Genomic DNA, 23,038 nt, shown 5'->3' on the forward strand with positions numbered 1-23,038 from the left:
TGCCGTCTGGCAGAAGAATGGCAAAAGCAGACGGGCAGTACGAAACGTATTGTGAAAAAACTGGAAGAATATCTTCCGGCATCGGAACTGTTTCGGTATTTTCAGAAAGAAGCGGATTGTGTATTTCTGGATTCTTCACTGGTGAATCAGCTGGGACGGTATTCCATTATTGGGAGAAAGCCGTATCAGAAGCTGATCAGGGATGGAGAACGGTTTACGATAAACGGAGTTCCACAGAAGGAGACTACGTTCGAAGAGTATCTGCGGAGCTATTTAAACAGCCATGTAGATAAAAATGACACGGGATTGCCTGTTGTTTCCGGTGCGATCGGCTATTTTTCCTACGATTATGGGAGAGAACGCCAGCAGGTAACATCTGCAAACCAGGATATTGTATCGATTCCAGAAGCGGTACTCACTTTTTATGACAGCTTTCTTGTGGAGGACTGTCAGAAAAAAGAAATTTATCTGATAGCAAATGGCATCACAGAAAGTGCAGAGAAACTGATAAAAGAGACAGAAGAGATCTGTAACCGCATCAGAAACAAGAAGATAGCAGGACGGGAAGCAGGACATCCGGAAAAAAATGAAATTGCAGTATTTCCGAATTTTGAGAAAGAAGAATATAAGCAGGCGGTGGCAGATATGATAGAATATATCATAGAAGGGGATATTTATATTGCCAATATGACACAGCAGCTGACGATTGAGAGTCAGAAGGCTCCGCTGGATGTATTCTATGATCTGAGGGAAGCAAATCCATCTCCTTTTGGTGGTTATCTGGATTATGGGGAATACCAGATTGTATGTGCGTCGCCGGAACGGTTTCTGAAAATGAAGGATCATAAAGTGAATACCAGACCAATTAAGGGAACCAGAAAAAGAGGTGAGACGCCGGAAGAAGATCAGAAGATGCGGGAAGAACTGCAGAACTCCGGGAAGGATCAAAGTGAATTGCTGATGATCGTAGATCTGGAACGAAATGATCTGAACCGGGTATGTAAGCCGGGCAGTGTGAAGGTTACAGAATTGTTTACCGTAGAAGAATACGCAACCGTTTTTCACCTGGTTTCAGATATAGAAGGTGAATTGCAGGATGGAAAAAATGTGTGTGATCTTCTGGAAGCCACATTTCCGGGAGGATCAATTACCGGAGCACCCAAATATCGTGCGATGGAGATCATTGATGAACTGGAACATGGAAAGAGAAATCTCTACACCGGTTCCATTGGCTATCTGACACTGGATGGAGCCTGCGATTTTAATATTGTCATTCGTACAGCGGTTCATAAAGATGGCAAATACTATCTGGGAGCAGGTGGCGGAATCACGGCTGAGTCAGATCTGGAGTTTGAGTATGAAGAGACACTTCAGAAAGCAAAAGCGTTATTGGAGGCATTAAGGTAATGGAGATACAATTAGATACAGGTTTTCAGTTTGGGCTGGGGGCGTTTGAGACGATTGCGATAGAAGAGCAAAAGCTAATTTTTCTGGAACGGCATTTGAGAAGGCTGAAACGTGCGGCAGATTTCCTGGGACTGGGCGATCTGAGGGAACGGGGGCTTACCGGCAAGACGGTAGAAGCATTCCTGCAAGAAGAAAATGCTGATCTCAGACATGGAGGACTGAAGATCATGCTTTCTGAGAAAAATGTATTGTTTCAGATACGGGAAAATCACTATACGCCGGAGATGTATGAACAGGGATTCACGATGGCATTCAGTAAAGTCAGAAGAAATGAGACATCACCGCTGGTGTATCACAAGACAATGAATTATGGTGACTGCATTCTGGAAAAAAGGGCAGCAGCAGCCAGGGGAATGCAGGAATGTATTTTCCTGAATACAAAGGGAGAAATCGCAGAGGGAGCAGTCAGTAATGTCTTTTTTGTGAAAAAAGGGGAGGTGCTGACACCGAAGTTATCCTGCGGACTTCTGCCTGGGATCATAAGAGAATATCTGTTGGAGCAGGGAGAGGCCAAAGAGGCTGTCATAACACCGGATGAACTGGAATATTTTGAAGAATGTTTTGTGACAAACTCTCTGATGGGAATTATGCCGGTAAGGAAACTGGGCGGGATCAAGTTTACGAAGAAAGAAAAAAGTGATATACTCAGAGAAAAGATGATGGCAGATGAAGAATACAGAAGATCTTCTCTTTCATACAGATTGTGTTAAAAGAAATACAAAAATTCAACTTCTGTATTGAAATGAATACAAGGACGGAGTATAATTACGTCGTTATGAAAAAAATACAGGAGGAGAAAAAATGGCAGCACAAATCGCAGCAGTAACAATTTTTCTGGTGATGTTTCTTTTGATTATCATGGAGAAATTCGAACGACACGTCATCACACTGGGATGCGCCCTGCTGACTCTGATTCTGGTCTTTGGAGTCTGTATGCACAGCGCATCTGCGGCTCTGGATACGCTGAATGTAGCAGAGATTTTTACAAAAAATTTCTGGATTGTTTCCGGGGAATCTTCAGAAAGTACAGGGGGAATCAACTGGGCTACGATCATTTTTGTGGCAGGTATGATGATTATGGTGGAAGGAATGGCAGCAGCAGGATTTTTCCGCTGGCTATGCATGTCCATTGCGAAAGCGGTAAAATATCAGGTCATTCCAATTTTTATTACGTTTATGATTATGTCAGCAGTACTGGCCATGTTTATTGACAGTATTACTGTGATTCTGTTTCTGGCAGCAGTGACGCTGGAATTATCCCAGCTTCTGGAATTTGATCCGGTTCCGATGGTTCTGGCAGAGATTTTCTGTGCGAATCTGGGAGGATCAGCAACGATGTGTGGAGATCCGCCAAACATTATCGTAGGCACTACCCTGCAGCTTACCTTTGCTGATTTTATTACGAATACCGGTGTACTGGCAGGGATTTCCCTGATCCTTGTGATTATTTATTACTATTTTATTTTCCGAAAAGAGCTGTCCACAGCAGGAAAGCAGATGACCAAAAAGGACTATCCGGATCCAAAGTCTGCAATCAAAGACAAAAAAGGATTTGCAATCAGTACGGTGATTTTCCTGGCAGCAGTGGTACTTCTGGTAACACATGCACAGACAGGCCTGACGGTGGCTACCATCGGAGTAGGAATCGCAGCAGTTACCCTTCTGACATCGGGAAAGAACATGAAGAATGTCATTAGGGGAGTAGATTATAAAACGCTGTTATTCTTTATTGGACTGTTCGTCGTAGTCGGAGGCCTGGAACAGACCCATATTCTGGAATTGATCGCAGGCGTGATCGAGAAGATCAGTGGCGGTAATCTGTACATAATGGTGGCAATCATCATCTGGGTATCTGCACTGGCCAGCGCATTTGTGGACAATATACCATTTGCTGCAACGATGGTGCCGGTAATTCAGAGTCTGGCAGCTGTCAATGGTATTGATATTTCCACACTGGCATGGGGCTTGTCCATGGGTACTGATATCGGTGGAAGTGCAACTCCAATTGGTGCATCTGCCAATGTAGTAGGTATGTCTGTGGTGGCCAAAGAAGGCCATATCATTGGATGGGGCAAATATTGTAAGAGCGCAGTTCCGGCAACCATTATCGTTATGGTTGTGGCAACGATCGGAATCTGGGTAAGATATTGTTAAGTAAAAAAGGGGGATAGTAAGATGGGTGAGAAAAAGCAGCTGATTATTTCGGTAGGACGGGAATATGGAAGCGGAGGTCATGTGATTGCAGAAGAACTGGCGAAGAGATTTGGCATTCCGTTTTATGATTATCATCTGATCGGTGAGATCGCTGCCGGGAAAAAAGTGGATGTGAAAACGTTGGAACGATTTGATGAGTTGCCAAAGATTCCGTTTTTTTCCAGAACAGTGAACGGATTTAGTAATTCTCCGCAGGAGAACCTGGCGAATATGCAATTTGAGTATCTGAACAAGAAAGCGTCAGAGGGAGAATCTTTTGTGATCGTAGGAAGATGTTCAGAGCATATTCTGAAAGAATATAAAGGTCTGGTGAGTATCTTCGTGCTGGGAGACATGGAAGAAAAAGTAAAACGTATTATGGAACGGGAACAGGTGGACAGAATACAGGCAGAAGAGAGCATTGCACATCATGACCGAAAGAGAAAGACTTACCATAATCACTTTTGCCGGGGCAAGTGGGGGGATTCCAGAAACTACGATCTGAGTATCAACAGCAGTAAGCTTGGAATTGAGACTACGATTGATATCCTGGAGGATTATATTCGAAAAAGAATCGAAAAGTAAAATGTAGGAGGTACCTGTACTGGTGCCTCCTTTTGTGATATAATGTGACAAAAATGTGGGAATGTGGTAACAGGACAGTGATACAGAAAGACTGGACAAAAATGGGGATCACACAGGAGAAATTATGGAACAGAAAGACAAAAGAGATGCTTTGATGAACCGGGAAATATTGCAAAAGATTGCGAGCCTGGAAGAACGGGTAAAGACGGATCCACTGACCGGTCTGCTGTCTTTTTCCAGATTTAAAGAAGAAGTAGAATATCTGATGAAGGAAGGATATGCAAGGGATCATTTGATGATCTACACGGATTTTCGGGGATTTAAATACTTTAATCAGAAATATGGATATCTGACGGGAGATCAGCTGCTGAAAGCATTTAGCAAGTATATCATTGAGATGATGCCGGAAGGAATAGAGAGTTGTTTTACAAGGATTGTATCGGATCAGTTTCTTTTGCTTATGCCCTGCGAATATGGTGAAGAGGAGACCTGCGAGATCATTAAACGAATTAACAGGGAATTTGTACGAAGAATGAATCTTCGCTTTCCGCAGTCTAATATGATCATTCGCACCGGAGTATATAAGATTCGGACGGATTGTCCAGGAGTGTCCAGTGCCATTGATGCAGCGAATTATGCAAGAAAGCAGATTAACAACAATAATGGGGAATGTGTGGTTATTTATGATGAGAGACTGAGAAAGCAACAGCATCTGGAGAATGAGATTATGAATGGCCTGGATGATGCACTGTTAAAAAGAGAATTCCAGGTATATTTTCAACCCAAGATTGCTCTGGATGATTATCGGATTGTGGGAGCAGAGGCTCTGGTGAGATGGATCAGACCGGATGGAACAATGTTGAGACCTGATTTCTTCATTCCTCTGTATGAAAAAAATGGCCGGATTGCAGAACTGGATTATTATATTTTTGAAGAAGTAGCGTCATTCATTCAAAAAAATCAAAAAGAAGGAAGAAAGTTGGTTCCAATCTCTGTGAATGTATCGGCACTTCACTGTATGAATGAACAGGCAGCAGAAAAATATTTACAGATTCTGAAAAAATATGAGGTAGATCCTGGAATGTTGGAAATGGAGCTGACGGAGACAGCTACCGTATTGCAATATGACTGGATTAACAGGCTGTTTGGCAGCTTCCGGAAAGCGGGATTTCGCACTTCGTTGGATGATTTCGGTTCTGGATATTCGATTTTGAATCTGATCATGGATGTGCCACTGGATGTGGTGAAGCTGGATCGCATCTTTATTGAAAAATGCGATAAGAGTGAGAGGGAAATACAGTTTCTGACCCAGATTATTACGATGTTAAAGAACCTGGGCTTTTATGTATTGTGTGAAGGTGTAGAAAAAAAAGAACAGGCACTGATTCTGAAGAAGGCCGGATGCGATGGCATCCAGGGTAACTGGTTTTCAGAAGCAGTACCTGCGGATCAGTTTGAAAAATTGTTGAACGTACCTGTTACTTTGTGAATGCCGGGAATATGATAATCCTGCATGGCATGAACAAAACTGTTAAAACGATCCAGAGAAGCGGCATAATTCATGTCTCCGGTTACGTGCGGCAATCTGTGATGAGACAGGAAGGTTACAGAAAAATTACAAAATCTACTTGAAATTTCGAACATAACTGCATATAATGATGCAGTTATTGCACTGTATTGTGGACTGGAAGAAGCAACGGCTATGACGGAGTTGTTTTTGCGCTATGCCGGGACAACCCAGATCGATGAACTTCTTCGCTGTTATATGATGGAACCAGGATTTGCAGATCGGATCCTGTGATTGGAGCCTGTCGGATAGGGGTAAGGAGAGAAAAGAATGGAAAATAACCAAAAAATGAATGATATGACGACAGGAAGTCCTGCCAGTCTGATAATTCGATTTATGATTCCAATGTTTCTTGGAAATCTGTTTCAGCAGTTCTATAATGTGGTGGATTCCATTGTGGCAGGACAGTTTCTGGGAGTGCAGGCGCTGGCAGCAATTGGTAGTACCGGTTCACTGATGTTCTTTGTCATTGGATGGCTGAATGGACTGACCAGTGGTTTTGCTATTATGGTAGCCCAATGCTTTGGAGCAAAAAAGACAGACCGGATGCGGCATTATGTAGCTATGTCAGTTTATCTGTGTGTAGCATTTGCGCTTGTCATGACGGTGGGACTGACAGTGGCCAACGAGCCGATTCTTCGAATGATGAATTATTCAGAAGAGATTCTTCCGGCGGTAAAATCCTATATGGAGATTATCTATCTGGGACTGATTGTAACCATTGCGTATAATGCATTGTCTGCTTTTTTACGTGCACTTGGCGACTCCAGATCTCCGCTGTATTTTCTGATGATCTCAGCAGGAATCAATGTGGTATTGGATATTGTATTGATTGTCAGTCTGGGAATGGGCGTGGAAGGGTGTGCTTATGCAACGGTCATCGCACAGGCAATTTCGGCAGTATTATGTTTCTTCTACATTGTGAAGAAGTATCCGATTCTGCATCTCCATAAAGAAGATTTTCATTTTTCCTGGCATTCGATAAAAAAGCTCCTGGGGCTTGGAATACCGATGGCACTGCAGTTCTCCATAACTGCAATCGGAACGATTATTGTGCAGGGTGCAGTAAATGTCTATGGAGAGACCTACATGGCAGGATTCTCTGCGGCAGGAAAACTGCAGAACATTGTGGCCACAGTCTTTGTCGCTTTTGGCGCGACAGTAGCCACTTACGTGGGACAGAACCGGGGTGCCGGTCGACTGGATCGTGTAAGACAGGGAGTTCGCTGTACCCAGTATATGATCCTGGGGTGGAGTGTGATCGCGATGATACTGATGTTTTTCTTTGGGAAGTACATGACCCGGCTGTTTGTCAGCCCTTCTCAGACAGATGTGATACAGGTATCAGTATTGTATTTCCATACGGTATTCTGGTGCTACCCATTCCTTGGAAGTATTTTCCTGTATCGCAATACCTTGCAGGGAATGGGATATGGATTTATCCCGATGATGGGCGGAATCTTTGAACTGGTGGCGCGAACCGTCATTGTATTGCTGGTGGCAGGTCATACTAGCTTCCGTGGTGTCTGCCTGGCAGATCCGGCGGCATGGATTGCTGCGCTGATACCGCTGGTTCCGTATTACTTCTGTGTAATGAAAAAGTCAGGAGCGAAAGCCGGATAAAAATAAATGAAAAAATACTTGCCAAATGGCAGAAGACGATATATAGTATTCAAAAAGAGCTATTTCGAGATGAAGTTTGCAGGAAAAGATGTATGTCTACCGAAGGAGTAAAACTCTCAGGTGCCGGCGGTGCTGGTGCAACTGTAAATGGATCGACTCTCTGGAGACACCCGGATAGCAGACCGGGGGCCGAAGGTGCAACATATATCTAAGGATATATGAATCTCTCAGGTAAAAGGACAGAGAAGATATCGTTCTAAAAGTATATCTTCTATCCCTGTACCAGTATGTTCATGGTGTAAGGGATATTTTTATTTATGACAATAGAATGTTTGCGGAGCGTATATTCTATTGTATCTACTGGCATATCTGGATAAATGCATGATGCGCGCAGATGAGCGTTTACCAGGTTACAGTCAGAGGTCTTGTCCATATCAGAGTATATCTATTTATATAACTTCCTATTTCGAAAAGTAAAAGCTCAAATATATGCATATGTTTGGAAAAATGTGATAACAGTCACAGAAATAAAAACAATGCAGGAAAAGAAAAAGGATAGGAGAAAGTTACAATGTGGAGTGCAATCAATAGTTTTCTGGTACAGGTAGACGATCTGGTATGGGGAGTGCCTTTGATGGTTCTGATTATGGCAGGTGGTCTTTTACTTACAGTACGCCTGGGTGTAATGCAGGTACATAAACTTCCGCTGGCACTGAAATGGATGTTTAAGAATGAAGAAGATGGTGTGGGAGAAATTTCCAGTTTTTCAGCATTGTGTACTGCACTGAGTGCAACGATTGGTACCGGTAATATCGTTGGTGTGGCAACGGCTGTTTGTGCAGGAGGTCCAGGAGCATTGTTCTGGATGATTGTGGCAGCATTCCTTGGAATGGCAACCAAATATTCAGAAGGTCTTCTGGCAGTAAGGTATCGCGTGGTAGCAGAAGATGGTCACAGCCTTGGCGGACCATTCTATTATATTGAACAGGGTATGGGAAAGAAATGGACCTGGCTGGCAAAGATTTTTGCATTCTTTGGAGTCTGTGTAGGTTTGTTTGGTATTGGTACCTTCAGTCAGGTAAATGGTATTGCCAGTGCAGTCAATGGATTTTTTGATCCACAGAATCTGTACTGTGTGACACTTCCGTCTCTTGGAAGCTACTCCTGGTCTGTAGTTGTGGCATCGCTGTTACTGGCATTTTGTGTAGCGGCCGTACTGATCGGTGGTGTAAAACGTATCGCAAAAGTCAGTCAGATTATTGTTCCTTTTATGGCAGTGATTTATTTTGTAGTAGTAGGTATTCTGATTATCTGCAATATCTCACATGTACCGGCAGCAGTTGTAACAATTGTAACTGCGGCATTTAATCCAAAGGCAGTCACCGGTGGTGTGGTAGGAAGCATGATTGTAGCGATGCAGAAAGGTGTTGCCCGTGGTATTTTCTCCAATGAAGCTGGTCTTGGTAGTGCTCCGATTGCGGCAGCAGCAGCACAGACGAATGAACCGGTTCGTCAGGGTCTGGTCAGTATGACAGGTACTTTTCTGGATACTATCGTCATCTGTACACTGACAGGTCTTTCTATCGTTCTGACTGGAGCATGGCAGGTAGAAGGGCTGCAGGGTGTGGAGGTTACCACCTATGCATTCCAGCATGGACTTCCATTTGCACCACAGTTTTCATCTTTTATTCTGATGATCTGTCTGGTATTCTTTGCGTTTACCACAATTCTGGGATGGGATTATTACAGTGAACGCTGCCTGGAATATCTGACAGGTGGAAACATGAAACCGGTGAAAGTGTTCCGCTGGATCTATATCTTTGCAGTATTTATTGGGCCGTACATGACAGTAAGCGCTGTATGGACCATTGCAGATATCTTCAATGGACTGATGGCGATCCCGAATATGATTGCGCTGTTTGCATTGAATGGCGTGGTAGTCAAGGAAACAAGAGATTTCTTTGCAGCGAAGAAACATAAAATGTAAGGTGGATGCCAGGGTAGAGGCGTTATAAAAAGAACTGGAAAAGGCAGGGTATGTGAAAAGAAAACAATTTCATATGCCCTGTTTTTTGTTGTAGTTACGATATAATTTTTAGAAAAAAGGATTTTCTGAGAATGTGGGTAAAAGATCAGGTGAGGGCAATGAGATGATGGAAAATAAATCCCGGGATCAGAAAAGCGAGTGTAGCAGCGGAGTTGAAAGAAAGTAAAAAATCCGGGGCTGAGAAGATTGCGAAAATAGAGTGAATGACAGCGAGTTTGTAAGCAAGTTAAAATTCCGGGGTCGAGGTTGGCAATAATCGAGAGCGATTGACAGCGGATTTTGCAAACAAACCAAATCCCGGGGTTAAGGATAGAAGAAATAGGATATAAATGATGATGAAGTTCTATAGGAAACAAAATTTAAAATCAATTTAGTTAAAAAAGTATAATTGATAAAATTAAAAACGTTGACGGCAAAATTAAAATAAAGTAAAATTTATACAAACAATTTAGTCATTTGATACATAGATGACCAAATTAAATAGACGATGGGGTAATTGAATGAGAGATTATAATTACAGAAAAAAATGGCACGAATTATTGACGCCGGAAATTGTTAAGAAGCTCACTCTTATTCATGAATATAAGGGAGAACAGCGACTGTTTATCGAAGCACATAAGGATGAACTGAGCGAACTGGCAGAGATAGCAAAAATTCAAAGTACGGAGGCATCCAATAAAATTGAAGGTATTTCAACGGCGGATGACAGGATCAAGAATCTGGTGCAGGCCAAGACAACTCCCCGGAATCGAGATGAGTCTGAAATTGCAGGATATCGAGATGTGTTGAATACGATCCATGAGAATTATGCCTATATTCCAGTTAATTCTAATTACATTTTACAGCTGCACAGAGATTTGTATAAATTTCTTGGAAATGTAGATGGAGGAATATATAAGACTTCCGATAACATGATTCGTGAGACCGATATGGAAGGAAATGAAAGAATCCGATTTAAACCGGTAGCAGCATGGGAAACACCGCAGGCAATTGATGAATTGTGTAAAACATTTGGTGCAGCAAAGGAGGAAGCGGATCCGTTATTGCTGGATATGATGTTTATTCTGGATTTTTTATGCATACATCCATTCAATGATGGAAACGGAAGAATGAGTCGGCTGCTTACCTTGCTTTTGCTATATCAGTCAGGTTTTATTGTGGGGAAATACATCAGTATAGAAAAGATTATAGAAGAATCCAAAGAAACTTACTATGAAGTACTTCAAGATAGTTCAATAGACTGGCATGAGAATAAGAATGATTACAAGCCTTTTGTAAATTATATGCTTGGAGTGATAGTAAGTGCTTATAAGGAATTTGAATCCAGAGTGAAGCTGTTGACAGCTCCTGATTTATCAAAAGCAGATCGTATTCGGGAAAACATCAAATACCATATAGGTACGATTACAAAATCGGAACTGATGACAATGAATCCGGATATCAGTGACACAACGATACAGAGAGCACTGGCAGATTTAGTGAAAAACGGAGAAATAGAGAAAATCGGCGGAGGCCGGTACACAAAGTATGTGTGGAAAGCGGAGGACTAAATGATTACAGGTGAATTAAAAAATAAAATTGACGGTTTATGGGATATATTTGCTTCCGGCGGTCTGGTAAACCCACTTGAGGTAATTGAACAGATTACGTATCTGATGTTTATTCATGATTTGGATGATTCTGATAATACAAGAGCAAAAGAAAGTGCAATGCTTGGGCTTCCATATGAGAGTATGTTTTCTGAGGAAGTGAAGATTGGGGAACGAACGATTGACGGCTCTCAGCTTAAGTGGTCTGTGTTTCACGATTTTCCTGCGGACAGAATGTATTCGGTCATACAGGAATGGGTATTTCCCTTTATAAAGACCTTGCACAGTGATAAGAACAGTGCTTATTCTAAATATATGGACGATGCCATTTTTAAATTGCCGACACCGCTTGTCTTATCCAAAGTAGTAGATTCTTTAGATGAGATCTATAAGATAATGAATGAAATTCAGACAGCAGATGTGCGTGGAGATGTATATGAGTATCTTTTATCCAAAATTGCACAGTCCGGGCGCAATGGTCAGTTCCGAACACCAAGACATATTATCCGTATGATGGTAGAGATGATGGATCCTTCCAGTGATGAAGTGATCTGTGATCCGGCCTGTGGAACATCGGGATTCCTGGTGGCAGCAGGAGAATATCTGAAAGAAAAGAAGAAGGAAGAAATCTTTTTCGATAAGCAGAAAAAAGAGCATTATATGAATCATATGTTCCATGGATATGATATGGACAGAACCATGCTTCGTATTGGAGCTATGAACATGATGACCCATGGAATTGATAATCCATTTATTGAGTATAGAGACAGTTTATCGGATCAGAATCCAGATAAAGAAAAGTATTCCTTAGTGCTTGCAAATCCACCGTTTAAAGGAAGTCTGGATGCAGAGTCGGTCTCAGGAGATTTGCTTAAAGTTTGTAAGACAAAAAAGACAGAATTACTGTTTCTGGCGTTATTTATTCGTATGTTAAAAATAGGGGGAAGATGCGCCTGCATCGTGCCGGATGGTGTATTATTTGGTTCCTCAAAAGCGCATAAAGATATCCGAAAAGAAATTGTGGAAAATCAGAGATTAGAAGCAGTGATTTCCATGCCTTCCGGTGTATTCAAGCCATATGCGGGAGTATCCACAGCGATTCTGATCTTTACCAAAACAGAACATGGCGGAACAGATCATGTCTGGTTCTATGATATGACGGCAGATGGATACAGCCTGGATGATAAGAGAACCCCGGTTGCAGAAAACGATATCCCGGACATCATCGAAAGATTCCGAAATCTGGATAAAGAAACGGACAGAAAACGTACAGACAAATCCTTCATGGTGCCAAAACAGGATATCGTAGATAATGGATATGATCTTAGTATCAATAAATATAAAGAAATTGAGTATGTACCGGTTGAATATCCACCAACATCAGAGATTATGGCAAATATCAGGGAGATCGAGATGGAAATTGGAAAGGAAATGGACGAACTGGAGAAGTTGTTGAATTTATAAAAATAGTCAACCCCAGGAGCAAAGGATTCTAAGCAATGAATATGCCTACTCCCATTCGGGAACCCAGCTTTAATCCGTCACAAGTTGACTGTTAATAATCATAACATGATTACATGGGAAGTCAAGGTTTCAGGGGGGAAGAGATGCAAAAGTGTCAAAATAAGAAAGAAAGGAAATATAAATTTATATTTGTGGAAATGTTAGATGGAATATAAAAAGTTAGGTGAAATAGCTACATATATAAATGGTTTTGCGTTTAAGCCAGAAGATCGAGGGACAGAAGGTTTGCCGATTATTCGTATTCAAGATTTAACGGGTAATTCTTATGATTTGGCTTATTATGATGGAGAATATCCAGAAAAAATAGAAATTGATAATGGTGATGTATTGATCTCGTGGTCGGCGAGTTTGGGAATCTATATTTGGAACAAGGGAAGAGCGTTGTTAAACCAACATATATTTAAGGTGTTGTTTGATCAATGCGAAGTAAATAAAGCATATTTTGTTTATGCGGTACAGCATAAATTAGGAGAAATGGAAACAAAAACTCATGGTGCTACGATGAAACATATCGTAAAAAAGGACTTTGAAAATACAGTAATACCATTCCCTAATTTACGAAAACAAGAAAAAATTGCAGAAGTGCTTGAACGGATTTCGAAAATAATAAGTGAACGTAAACAAGAGATCCAGCGTTTAGATGATTTGATAAAAGCCCGATTTGTCGAATTGTTTGGAGATTCAATAAAGAATCCGAAAGGATGGGATGTTGTAAAACTGTCGGAATGTCTGGAAAGAATTGATAATGGAAAAAGCTTTACATGTGATAGTAATGCACGAGAAGGCGCATTTCCGGCAATTCTTAAGTTAAGTGCTGCAACATATGGGGATTACAGACCATATGAAAATAAAGCTCTCTTGGATGAGAAGCAGTTTGTGGAATCTGTCGAGGTGCATAGAGGAGATTTGCTTTTTTCAAGAAAGAATACACCTGATCTTGTTGGAATGGCAGCCTATGTTTTCGAAACACCAGAAAAACTTATGATGCCAGATTTGATATTTCGCTTAGTCACAAACGAGCGAATGACGCCCATATTCCTGTGGCAATTAATCAATAATAGAGAGTTTAGGCCGGTTATTCAAGGTATCTCTGGTGGATCAGCGAAATCTATGTCAAACATATCTAAGGAACGTTTGAAGAATATAGAGGTTATCTGTCCACCGATTTCTGAGCAGAAGAAACTTGAGGGAGTATTGGAACAAGTCAACAAATCAAAGTTTGGAGAAAGAGAGGTAGTTAGAGGGTGGCGACAGAAATAATGATCTTTGAAACAAAAGATAATGAAATAAAATTGACAGTGCCTGTTGAAAATGAAACAGTATGGCTTACCAGTCTCAGATGACTGAACTTTTTCAAGTGGACAGAACTATTATCACAAGACATGTGAATAATGATTTCAAAGAGAATGAATTAGTAAGAGAGCAATGTGCAAAAAATGCACATTGCGAACTCTGATAAACCAGTCCAATTTTACAGTCTTGAAGTTATTATATCTGTAGGATAGTAAGCAATAGTTACAGGGAGGTGCCCTATGATAACGAATTTTGATTATTTAAAAGCAGAATCAAAGTTCTCAAGGTTTGCAGATGTGGCGATATCGGCGGAGAAGTTGATTCTTATGGATCCGGAAGCCAGTATTATCAATTGCCGCAGAGCCATGGAGTTTGCAATTAAGTGGATGTATTCGGTGGATTCTGAACTGGAAATGCCGTATCAGGATAATCTGCAAAGTCTTATGAATGCGGAGGAGTACCGGGAGATTGTAGGACAAGATCTGTGGAAACGCATGGATTATATCAGGAGATGCGGAAATAATGTGGCTCATAGTAATAAGAAATTAGGGCGGGACGAGGCAATGCTCTGCCTTGAAAATCTGTTTATCTATTTGGATTTTGTTGCCTGCTGTTATTCAGACAGATATGAAGAACATTCTTTTGATAAGACAATCATTACCTCCAGAATAGAGAATGCAAAGAAATCAAGAGAGGCGGCTGAGACAACAAAAGCAGATTTGGTAAAAGAACAGGAGAAGTCTGCCCAGAAGGAACTGGATTTACAGAAATTAATTGCCGAAAATGCATCCTTAAAGGAAGAATTATCTGCCCGCAGACAGGAGCAGCAGTCGACCTACGTTCCTAAGCCGCTTGATTTATCAGAATATAAGACAAGAAAGCTTTATATTGATGCAATGCTGACAGATGCAGGATGGACAGAAGGCAAGGACTGGATAAACGAAGTAGAGATTCCGGGAATGCCGAATAAATCAGAAATTGGATTTGCGGATTATGTACTCTATGATGATATGCATCGACCATTAGCAATAATAGAAGCAAAAAGGACCTGTGTAGATGTATCAAAGGGAAGGCAGCAGGCGAAGCTTTATGCAGATCTGTTAGAACAAGAATATAAGAGAAGGCCGGTTATTTTCCTTACAAACGGATTTGAAACCCATATTATTGATGGACAATATCCGGAGAGAAAGTGTTCTGTTATTTATTCAAAAAGAGATTTGGAAAAATGGTTCAATTTATTGACAATGCGGACAAGCCTGAAGCACGTTACTGTAGATAAAAATATTGCCGGACGATATTATCAGGAGGCAGCAGTCAAAGCAGTGTGCAGTAGTTTTGATGAAAAGAACCGGAGAAAAGCACTGCTTGTCATGGCAACCGGTTCTGGTAAGACGAGAACAGTGATTGCGCTGTGTAAGTGCTTGCTAGACGCTGGTTGGGTAAAGAATGTTCTCTTTCTTGCAGATAGAAATTCACTTGTCACACAGGCAAAAAGAAGTTTTGTGAATATGTTCTCGGAGAATTTGTCATGCGCTAATCTTGTTGAAGAAAAAGATAACTACAATGCACGTTGCGTTTTCTCTACTTATCAGACAATGATGAATTGCATCGATACGGTAAGTGACAGTGATGGAAAATTATTTACCTGTGGCCATTTTGATCTTGTGATCTGTGATGAAGCACACAGATCCATTTACAACAAGTACAGAGATATTTTTTCTTATTTTGATGCACCATTGGTTGGTCTTACAGCCACGCCAAAGGATGAAATCGATAAAAATACATATGAAGTATTTGAACTGGAAAATGGTGTCCCGACATATGGATATGATCTGGCGCAGGCAGTAAAAGATGGATATCTGGTAGATTATGTTTCGGTGGAATCAAAACTGAAATTCATTGAGCAAGGTATAGTTTACGATGAATTATCAGAAGAAGACAGAGAAGCATATGAGGAAACGTTTGAAGATGAGCATGGAGATTTACCGGAAGCAATCAGTTCTTCGGCGCTGAATACTTGGATCTTTAATGAAGATACGATAAGACAGGTATTAAATATACTGATGACAGAAGGAATTAAGATTGAGTATGGACAGAAACTTGGCAAGACTATTATTTTTGCAAAAAGTCATGCGCATGCAGAAAAGATTCTGGAAGTGTTCCATAAAGAATATCCACATCTCCCAGATTATGCAAAGGTAATAGACAATTATATGACCTATGCACAGAGCGCCATTGATGAATTTGCTGATCCAAAGAAAATGCCGCAGATTGCAATTTCAGTAGATATGCTGGATACCGGTATTGATGTACCGGAGGTACTGAACCTGGTATTCTTTAAAAAAGTAATGAGTAAAGCAAAATTCTGGCAGATGATTGGACGGGGAACAAGACTATGTCCTGAGCTACTTGATGGAGAAGATAAGAAGAAGTTTTATATTTTTGATTTTTGCGGTAATTTTGAGTTTTTCCGAATGAATAAGGGAAAAGCAACAGCGAACATGATTGCGCTTCAGGGAGCTATTTTTAATTTGAAGTTCGAGATTTCCTATAAGCTTCAGAATATCGAATATCAGATTGAACGACTGATTGCATACCGTAATGCGTTGGTGAAGCAAATGGCTGAGAAAGTACAGGAATTACCAAGGGATAATTTTGCGGTTCGCCAGCATCTGAAATATGTGGCTCTGTATTCCTCAGAAGAAAATTATAATGCGCTCACATACGAGGATACTTTAATTGTCCGGGAAGAAGTTGCACCGCTCATATTACCGGATGGAGACGAAGCGAGTGCTGTCCGTTTTGATGCACTTATGTATGGAATAGAACTGGCTTATCTGGTTGGTAAGAAGTATACAAGAGCTCGTTCGGATTTGCATAAAAAGGTTGCGGGGATTGCCAGTGTGGCTAATATTCCTGAGATTCAGGCGCAGTCTGAATTTATCAATATGATTTTACATACAGATTATGTGGATACAGCGGGAATTAATGAATTTGAAGAGATCAGAGAAAGACTTCGTAATTTGATGAAATATTTATCGCATTCGAATGTACGGTATGATACGAATTTTACCGATGAACTGCTCTCAATAGAATGGAATGAATCGGAACTTGAAAATGATGAACTTAAGAATTATAAAGCAAACGCAGAATATTACATCAGACAACATCAGGATAATATTGCAATTGCGAAATTAAAAACAAACCAGCCTCTGACACCGGCTGATGTTGCTGCATTGGAGAAAGCACTATGGCAGGAAGTGGGAACAAAACAGGATTATGAACAAGAATATGGAAGCAAGCCGCTTGGTGAATTTGTCCGTGAGATCGTAGGTCTGGATATGAATGCGGCAAAAGAAGCATTCTCAGAATATTTGACGAATACAAGCCTTGATGACAGGCAGATTTATTTTGTGAATCAGATTGTGGAATATATTGTCCATAACGGAATATTGAAAGATTTTTCTGTTCTTCAGGAATCACCATTTACAGATCGGGGAAGTGTAGTCGAAGTATTTACCGATATGACTGTATGGATGGGGATTCGAAAAGTGATTGATACCATCAACGCAAATGCAGCAGCGTAGAGCATGATGATGAGTATATTTTTACTGATTGACCATAAACTTTTTTTACAGGCTGACATTTGATTATTTGTAGAAAGTGGTGTAATATATGCAAAGTGGTTAATCAGGTATGACTGTATCTGAAAAGTCGCAAGGCAAAAACATTTGTGAAAACAGGAAGGAACGTGTTATGACCAATCATAACCATCAGAAAAAGATCGCATTAATTAATGATTATACAGGATTCGGGCGGTGTTCGGTTGCAGTGCAGTTGCCGATTATTTCTATGCTGAAGGTGCAGTGTTGTGCATTGCCGACATCAATTTTTTCCAATCACACCGGATTTGAAAGTTTTTTTTACACGGACTATACGGACAACATGCAGGCCTATATTGAGGAATGGAAGAAGCTACAACTACATTTTAAGGGGATCTGTACTGGATTTCTGGGATCGGCGCAGCAGATCCAGATTGTCAGTAAGTTTATCTGTGACTTTAAGAAAGAAGATACCATCATCATTATTGATCCGGTGATGGGCGATTATGGAAAAGCCTATCCGACTTATACGGAAGAGATGTGCAGCCAGATGATTGAGCTGGTGCGCTATGCAGATATTGTAGTGCCAAATGTGACAGAGGCCTGTATCCTGACAGGAACACCATATAAAGAAAAATGGACTGCCAGAGAGTTGCTGGAACTGGCAGAGAAGATCGGAGAGATAGGACCGGAAAAGATTGTGATCACCGGAATTCCACAGAAGACTTACGTATCCAATTTCTGTCTGGAAAAGGGAAAAGGATACGAACTGATTCGTACCCACAAGATTGGCAGCTCCAGATCGGGAACAGGGGATATTTTCTCTGCGATTATTGCAGCGGATGCGGTAAATGGCGTGGAATTCACCCAGTCCGTTCGGAAAGCATCGAAGTTTATCAAGAAATGCATCCAGAGATCCATAGAGATGGATCTTCCGCTGACAGATGGGGTATGTTTTGAAGAGGAACTATATACGTTGAAGTAAAAAATACCAGCGAATATGCATGATATAAAGCAGCTGCAGGGTATTACTTATATTATCAGAAAAGAGGAATGCAATATGAAAAAAGGAATGACTATTTTATACAAGGTACACAATAATCTGTATGTGAATCTGACCAACCGCTGTCCATGCGCCTGTACTTTCTGTCTGCGCCAGAATATGGATACAGTCACTCATGATGACCAGACGCTGTGGCTGGAGCATGAGCCGACAGTAGAAGAAGTAAAGGCAGAATTTGCAAAATTTGATCTGTCTGAATATGAAGAAGTGGTATTTTGCGGTTACGGTGAACCAACAGAACGTCTGGACGCACTTCTGGAGATTGCAAAGTTTGTAAAAGAAAATTATCAGAAGCCGATTCGCATCAATACCAATGGACTGGCTAATCTGATCTGGAAAAGAGATGTGACACCGGAACTGAAAGGTCTGGTAGATACCATCTCCATCAGCCTGAATACACCGAATGCAGACCGTTATCATGAACTGGTGCGCAGCAAGTTTGGAGATCAGTCTTTCGATGCTATGCTGGCCTTTGCGAAAGAAGCAACACAGTACGTGCCACATGTGGTGCTGACAACGGTAGATACCACACTGACCAAAGAAGAAGAGGCTCAGTGCCGCAAGATCTGCGAAGATCTGGGAGTGACATACCGCATCCGTCCATGGGAGGACTAGAAAGAAGTTTTGCAATGCTTCAGAACACATTGCATTTATGAAGGTATAGAATAGATACAAATTTTCAGGAAAAATGTTTCGGGTCGTGTTTTAGAAAATAGAAGACATGACCCGATTTTGTTCAAATCGAAATTCTGTGGAACATGATATGTGCTTCTGAGTGATTTTATAAATATTTATCTGACAGACAGGAAACTAAAGTATGAGTAAAAAGAAATACTATAAGAATTACCGAAAGAAAAAGCAGAAGAAGATCAAAAATCCTCTACTGAAAATTGTGCTTCTGGCTTTGTGCAGTGCCCTGGCCCTTGCTCCGGAGCAGGCAGAAAAGCTGATTCGGTTTGCTGATGGAGTTTATGAGAGCATTACCAGGGAACCGACCATTTCTCTGGATGAAGTCCCGGAATACAGTGGAGAACCTTATGTGGTGCTTAATGATAATGTGCCGGATTTTACCGATGATGAATTGACCACAACACCGTTTGAGATCTACAGTGATCTGGATGTGCTGGGGCGGTGCGGCGTGGCCTATGCGAACATTTGCGAGGAGCTGATGCCTACAGAGAAGCGGCAGAGCATTCAGGAGGTTCACCCGACAGGCTGGAAAAACAAGCAGTATGATATCGTGGATCAGGACTCTTTATACAATCGCTGTCATCTGATCGGATTTCAGCTGGCAGGAGAGAATGCAAATGAGAAAAATCTGATTACCGGAACCCGTTACATGAATGTAGATGGTATGCTGCCATTTGAAAATGAAGTGGCGGATTATGTACATGAGACCGATGGACATGTGCTGTACCGTGTAACACCAATTTTTGAAGGTTTGAATCTGGTGGCATCTGGTGTAGAGATGGAGGCGGAATCAGTAGAAGATCAGGGAGCGGGAGTCTGCTTTCATGTTTTTGTATATAATGTACAGCCGGGAATCAACATTGATTACCGGACTGGGGAAAATGAAAAGGCGGCAGATTATGATGATTACAGATAAAATGACAGGAAATATTACAGAGATCACAGATTTTGATGCACCGGAACTGGACGTATATGCCAGACTGACGGAAAATCAATTGTTGAATCGTGCAGATCCGAAAAAAGGAATGTTTATTGCAGAAAGTCCGAAAGTGATAGAACGTGCCCTGAATGCCGGATGCGTACCTGTGTCCTGCCTGGTTGAAAAGCGACAGATTGAAAATGAAACAGAGGAAGTGATGGAGGTGCTGAAAAAATGCAGCCAGGTACCTGTGTACACAGCGGAATTCGAAGTGTTGACGAAGCTGACTGGATTTGCACTGACCCGTGGTATGCTTTGTGCCATGTATCGTCCAAGGCTGGCGACAATGGAAGAGATTTGCAGGGGAGCCAGAAGAATTGCTGTGCTGGAAGAGGTGGTGAATCCTACGAACGTGGGAGCAATTTTTCGTTCAGCTGCGGCTTTGAATATGGATGCAGTAATTCTTACGGCCGGATGTAGCAATCCATTGTATCGCCGGGCGATTCGTGTGAGTATGGGGACTGTATTTCAGATTCCATGGACCATACTGGATAAAAATATAGCATGGCCACAGGAGGGAATGCAGGCATTAAAAGCGGCAGGATTTCGTACAGCTGCTTTTGCACTGCGCAATGATTCGGTGGCTATTGACGATCCGAAACTGGCATCAGAAGAGAAACTGGCCATACTGCTTGGGACAGAAGGAGATGGACTGGTATCAGCGACTATGGCAGAATGTGATTATACGGTGAAAATACCGATGTCTCATGGAGTGGATTCCTTGAATGTGGCAGCGGCCAGTGCAGTTGCTTTCTGGGAGCTTGGAAAAAAGAAATAAAATTACTTGCATTTTCCAAAAAGCTGTGATAGGATAACAAGGTTTGATTTAGGTTTATATTGGAAACGCACATCCTCCGGATGATAACGAACAACACAGAAGTCAAAGACACAGTGTATTATTATCATAAGGAGGATATTTTATGCCAAAAACAAAATTTGAAGATGTTATTTTTACTGCCATTATGGCGACAGTCATGGTATACGGAATGATCGTATACAATGTAGCTCTGAATACAGGAGGAACCGTGAGCGGTTTCACATTCCTTGCAGCCACACATGAACTGATATTCATGGCACCGATTGCTTTTGTGCTGGAATTTTTTGTAGTCAGTAAGTTGGCGGCTATGCTGGCATTCAAGGTGATGAGACCAACGGACAGACCACAGTTTATCACCTATGCGATTTCTATCTGCATTTGCTGCATTATGTGCCCAACCATGAGTCTGATTGCAACGGTCTTATTTAAGAAACCATCTTTTGGAGAGTGGATTCGTACCTGGGCGATGAACTTCCCAATGGCAATCTGCTATCAGATGTTTTACTGCGGTCCGTTTGTACGTCTGATTTTCCGGTTGATTTTTCGCCGTGGAGAAAAGAAACAACAGTCATAAGAAGTGCGGTTGATCAGAAAAAATAAATAGTATGTTGAGAGGATGAGGTGTCTGATTTTGAGACATCTCATCTTTTTATATAAAAATTTTGTTTGTGGTATTAACCACAGATCTTGAGGAGAAAATATTTTATAATTCAGACACAAGATGTGAGTGTAGAGAAATATAACTTCTTTCCATGGGGGAGGAAATGCACTAATATCTCCAAATTATGAATGAATCAGGAGGAAGTGAAATGGAACAGAATATGTATCTTATTTGGAAGTAACGCACATTGGCGAAGAAAAAGACTTTATGCCAGTGATTGAGAAGGCATTGGAACTGGGCGGTTATGCAGAAGACCGGGAATTTACCGGAATCAATGGCGGCACCAATGTAATGACCGAATTCAGCCATGGAGCAGTGTTGCAGGTGGCAGATCAGATGATTGACGCTGTAAAGTCTGGAGCGATCCGTCATTTCTTTCTGGTAGCAGGATGTGATGGAATCCACAAAGGCAGAAGCTATTATACGACTTCGTAAAACTGACACCTGATGATACCATGATCCTCATGCTGGCCTGTGGAAAATACCGTTTCAACGATCTGGATCTGGGAACGATCGGGGGACTGCCACGTATCATGGATATGGGACAGTGCAACGATGTTTATAGCGCTATCAAAGTAGCAGTGGCGCTGGCAGAAGCATTTGGCTGCGGCGCAACTATTGGGGACGGTGTTTGTGGTTTTTTTACCGTCCCTTCTGGCATTACTATTATTAGGATAAGCGGAAATGATTTTAAATTTGCAAATAAACTGGGGGAGAGTGTTTGGTTCTGATTTTTTTGGGTATATTTGACGTGTATATTCAAATCATAACCACGGATTTATGAGACTTCTATATTTCCGGGGGAGGATTAATTTGAAATACAAGCTGCATGACCACGGATTTGATTGCGTTCTACATTTCCGGGGAAGGATTAATCTGGAATACAAGATGCATGACCATGGATTAAATTGATTTCGACATTTTTATGAACGACAAGAAATAAAAGCAAATAAAAGGATTTTGTAAAAAAATGAAAAAAGCTGTTGACAAATGCTGGGACGGATGATAATATAATGAAGCTGTCTGAGAGAGACAGCAAGAAACACAAAGCTTCAATCGAAAGATTGAAAAATAAATAAAAAAGTTGTTGACAAACTTAAAAAGCAGTGATATGATATAAAAGTTGCTGCTGATGAGAATAACAGCAAAGAACCTTGATAATTGAACAGTGAAACAACCTTGAAAGATTCTAAAAAAGACGAGTATCTTCCGGAAAACTTTGTTTTCCGGAAGCATGCATTCAAGGAACTGACCTTATAAAACAGTAAAAGGGATAGATTAGCTAGTATGTTGATTTTGAACTGGATTAAAATTAATTTTCGCGAGTAATGAGGAGAG

At 41.2% G+C, this 23,038-nt stretch carries 16 protein-coding genes, 1 pseudogene and 1 riboswitch; all 17 genes and pseudogenes read left to right on the forward strand.

Going from position 1 to position 23,038, the window contains the following annotated elements; translation table 11 throughout:
• The first annotated feature begins 6 nt into the window (after window positions 1-6).
• The 17 genes and pseudogenes from pabB (at window position 7) to OCV47_RS13510 (ending at window position 22,431) form a co-directional block, all read left to right on the forward strand.
• Entirely contained in the window at window positions 7-1,407 is a 1,401-nt protein-coding gene (gene pabB / locus OCV47_RS13430) for an aminodeoxychorismate synthase component I (protein ID WP_262655612.1), read from the forward strand.
• On the forward strand, window positions 1,407-2,177 hold the full coding sequence (locus OCV47_RS13435; protein WP_262655587.1) for an aminotransferase class IV: 771 nt from the start codon (window positions 1,407-1,409) through the stop codon (window positions 2,175-2,177). Before pabB ends, OCV47_RS13435 begins: the two co-directional genes overlap by 1 nt.
• Before the next feature lie 91 nt (window positions 2,178-2,268).
• A complete protein-coding gene (locus OCV47_RS13440) occupies window positions 2,269-3,621 on the forward strand; it encodes an ArsB/NhaD family transporter (protein WP_262655588.1) in 1,353 nt (450 codons plus the stop codon).
• A gap of 21 nt (window positions 3,622-3,642) precedes the next feature.
• The gene (locus OCV47_RS13445; RefSeq protein ID WP_262655589.1) at window positions 3,643-4,245 is read left to right on the forward strand and encodes a cytidylate kinase-like family protein; all 603 of its coding nucleotides are present in this window, start codon (window positions 3,643-3,645) and stop codon (window positions 4,243-4,245) included.
• A gap of 124 nt (window positions 4,246-4,369) precedes the next feature.
• Window positions 4,370-5,734, forward strand: coding sequence for a GGDEF domain-containing phosphodiesterase (locus OCV47_RS13450; protein ID WP_262655590.1), 1,365 nt, complete (start codon window positions 4,370-4,372; stop codon window positions 5,732-5,734).
• A 348-nt stretch (window positions 5,735-6,082) separates the two neighbouring features.
• Complete coding sequence (locus tag OCV47_RS13455; RefSeq protein ID WP_117448544.1) at window positions 6,083-7,435, forward strand: MATE family efflux transporter; 1,353 nt, start codon at window positions 6,083-6,085, stop codon at window positions 7,433-7,435.
• Window positions 7,436-7,585: 150 nt separating this feature from the next.
• Window positions 7,586-7,688: riboswitch (glycine riboswitch) on the forward strand.
• Window positions 7,689-8,006: 318 nt separating this feature from the next.
• Entirely contained in the window at window positions 8,007-9,422 is a 1,416-nt protein-coding gene (locus OCV47_RS13460; protein WP_117448543.1) for an alanine/glycine:cation symporter family protein, read from the forward strand.
• Between the two features lie 560 nt (window positions 9,423-9,982).
• Complete coding sequence (locus tag OCV47_RS13465; protein WP_262655591.1) at window positions 9,983-11,032, forward strand: Fic family protein; 1,050 nt, start codon at window positions 9,983-9,985, stop codon at window positions 11,030-11,032.
• A complete protein-coding gene (locus tag OCV47_RS13470; protein ID WP_262655593.1) occupies window positions 11,033-12,535 on the forward strand; it encodes a class I SAM-dependent DNA methyltransferase in 1,503 nt (500 codons plus the stop codon).
• Between the two features lie 204 nt (window positions 12,536-12,739).
• Complete coding sequence (locus OCV47_RS13475) at window positions 12,740-13,855, forward strand: restriction endonuclease subunit S (protein ID WP_262655603.1); 1,116 nt, start codon at window positions 12,740-12,742, stop codon at window positions 13,853-13,855.
• Window positions 13,856-14,127: 272 nt separating this feature from the next.
• Complete coding sequence (locus OCV47_RS13480; RefSeq protein WP_262655605.1) at window positions 14,128-17,475, forward strand: DEAD/DEAH box helicase family protein; 3,348 nt, start codon at window positions 14,128-14,130, stop codon at window positions 17,473-17,475.
• A gap of 169 nt (window positions 17,476-17,644) precedes the next feature.
• Window positions 17,645-18,475 carry a pyridoxamine kinase gene (locus OCV47_RS13485; protein ID WP_117448542.1) on the forward strand — a complete coding sequence of 277 codons (831 nt, stop codon included), beginning with the start codon at window positions 17,645-17,647 and terminating at the stop codon, window positions 18,473-18,475.
• A gap of 75 nt (window positions 18,476-18,550) precedes the next feature.
• Window positions 18,551-19,168, forward strand: a complete 618-nt coding sequence (locus OCV47_RS13490) for a TIGR04100 family radical SAM protein (protein WP_262655607.1) — start codon at window positions 18,551-18,553, stop codon at window positions 19,166-19,168.
• Window positions 19,169-19,370: 202 nt separating this feature from the next.
• A complete protein-coding gene (locus OCV47_RS13495; RefSeq protein WP_262655608.1) occupies window positions 19,371-20,159 on the forward strand; it encodes a DNA/RNA non-specific endonuclease in 789 nt (262 codons plus the stop codon).
• Between the two features lies 1 nt (window position 20,160).
• Window positions 20,161-21,000 (forward strand): TrmH family RNA methyltransferase, encoded by an 840-nt coding sequence (locus OCV47_RS13500; protein WP_262655613.1) that lies wholly within the window; start codon window positions 20,161-20,163, stop codon window positions 20,998-21,000.
• Window positions 21,001-21,142: 142 nt separating this feature from the next.
• The gene (locus OCV47_RS13505; RefSeq protein ID WP_262655609.1) at window positions 21,143-21,613 is read left to right on the forward strand and encodes a DUF2798 domain-containing protein; all 471 of its coding nucleotides are present in this window, start codon (window positions 21,143-21,145) and stop codon (window positions 21,611-21,613) included.
• Window positions 21,614-21,907: 294 nt separating this feature from the next.
• Window positions 21,908-22,431: pseudogene (locus tag OCV47_RS13510) on the forward strand (hypothetical protein).
• Window positions 22,432-23,038 lie beyond the last annotated feature (607 nt).

Source organism: Muricoprocola aceti (genome assembly GCF_025567005.1).
In the GTDB taxonomy this organism is placed as follows: domain Bacteria; phylum Bacillota; class Clostridia; order Lachnospirales; family Lachnospiraceae; genus Marvinbryantia; species Marvinbryantia aceti.

What these genes read in the sequence shown, in the direction of transcription:
- OCV47_RS13485 (WP_117448542.1), top strand. Translation starts at nt 17,645, where the DNA reads ATGACCAATCATAACCATCAGAAAAAGATCGCATTAATTAATGATTAT.
- OCV47_RS13435 (WP_262655587.1), top strand. Translation starts at nt 1,407, where the DNA reads ATGGAGATACAATTAGATACAGGTTTTCAGTTTGGGCTGGGGGCGTTT.
- OCV47_RS13440 (WP_262655588.1), top strand. Translation starts at nt 2,269, where the DNA reads ATGGCAGCACAAATCGCAGCAGTAACAATTTTTCTGGTGATGTTTCTT.
- OCV47_RS13450 (WP_262655590.1), top strand. Translation starts at nt 4,370, where the DNA reads ATGGAACAGAAAGACAAAAGAGATGCTTTGATGAACCGGGAAATATTG.
- OCV47_RS13495 (WP_262655608.1), top strand. Translation starts at nt 19,371, where the DNA reads ATGAGTAAAAAGAAATACTATAAGAATTACCGAAAGAAAAAGCAGAAG.
- OCV47_RS13465 (WP_262655591.1), top strand. Translation starts at nt 9,983, where the DNA reads ATGAGAGATTATAATTACAGAAAAAAATGGCACGAATTATTGACGCCG.
- OCV47_RS13460 (WP_117448543.1), top strand. Translation starts at nt 8,007, where the DNA reads ATGTGGAGTGCAATCAATAGTTTTCTGGTACAGGTAGACGATCTGGTA.
- OCV47_RS13490 (WP_262655607.1), top strand. Translation starts at nt 18,551, where the DNA reads ATGAAAAAAGGAATGACTATTTTATACAAGGTACACAATAATCTGTAT.
- OCV47_RS13470 (WP_262655593.1), top strand. Translation starts at nt 11,033, where the DNA reads ATGATTACAGGTGAATTAAAAAATAAAATTGACGGTTTATGGGATATA.
- OCV47_RS13445 (WP_262655589.1), top strand. Translation starts at nt 3,643, where the DNA reads ATGGGTGAGAAAAAGCAGCTGATTATTTCGGTAGGACGGGAATATGGA.
- OCV47_RS13500 (WP_262655613.1), top strand. Translation starts at nt 20,161, where the DNA reads ATGACAGGAAATATTACAGAGATCACAGATTTTGATGCACCGGAACTG.
- OCV47_RS13455 (WP_117448544.1), top strand. Translation starts at nt 6,083, where the DNA reads ATGGAAAATAACCAAAAAATGAATGATATGACGACAGGAAGTCCTGCC.
- OCV47_RS13505 (WP_262655609.1), top strand. Translation starts at nt 21,143, where the DNA reads ATGCCAAAAACAAAATTTGAAGATGTTATTTTTACTGCCATTATGGCG.
- OCV47_RS13475 (WP_262655603.1), top strand. Translation starts at nt 12,740, where the DNA reads ATGGAATATAAAAAGTTAGGTGAAATAGCTACATATATAAATGGTTTT.
- OCV47_RS13480 (WP_262655605.1), top strand. Translation starts at nt 14,128, where the DNA reads ATGATAACGAATTTTGATTATTTAAAAGCAGAATCAAAGTTCTCAAGG.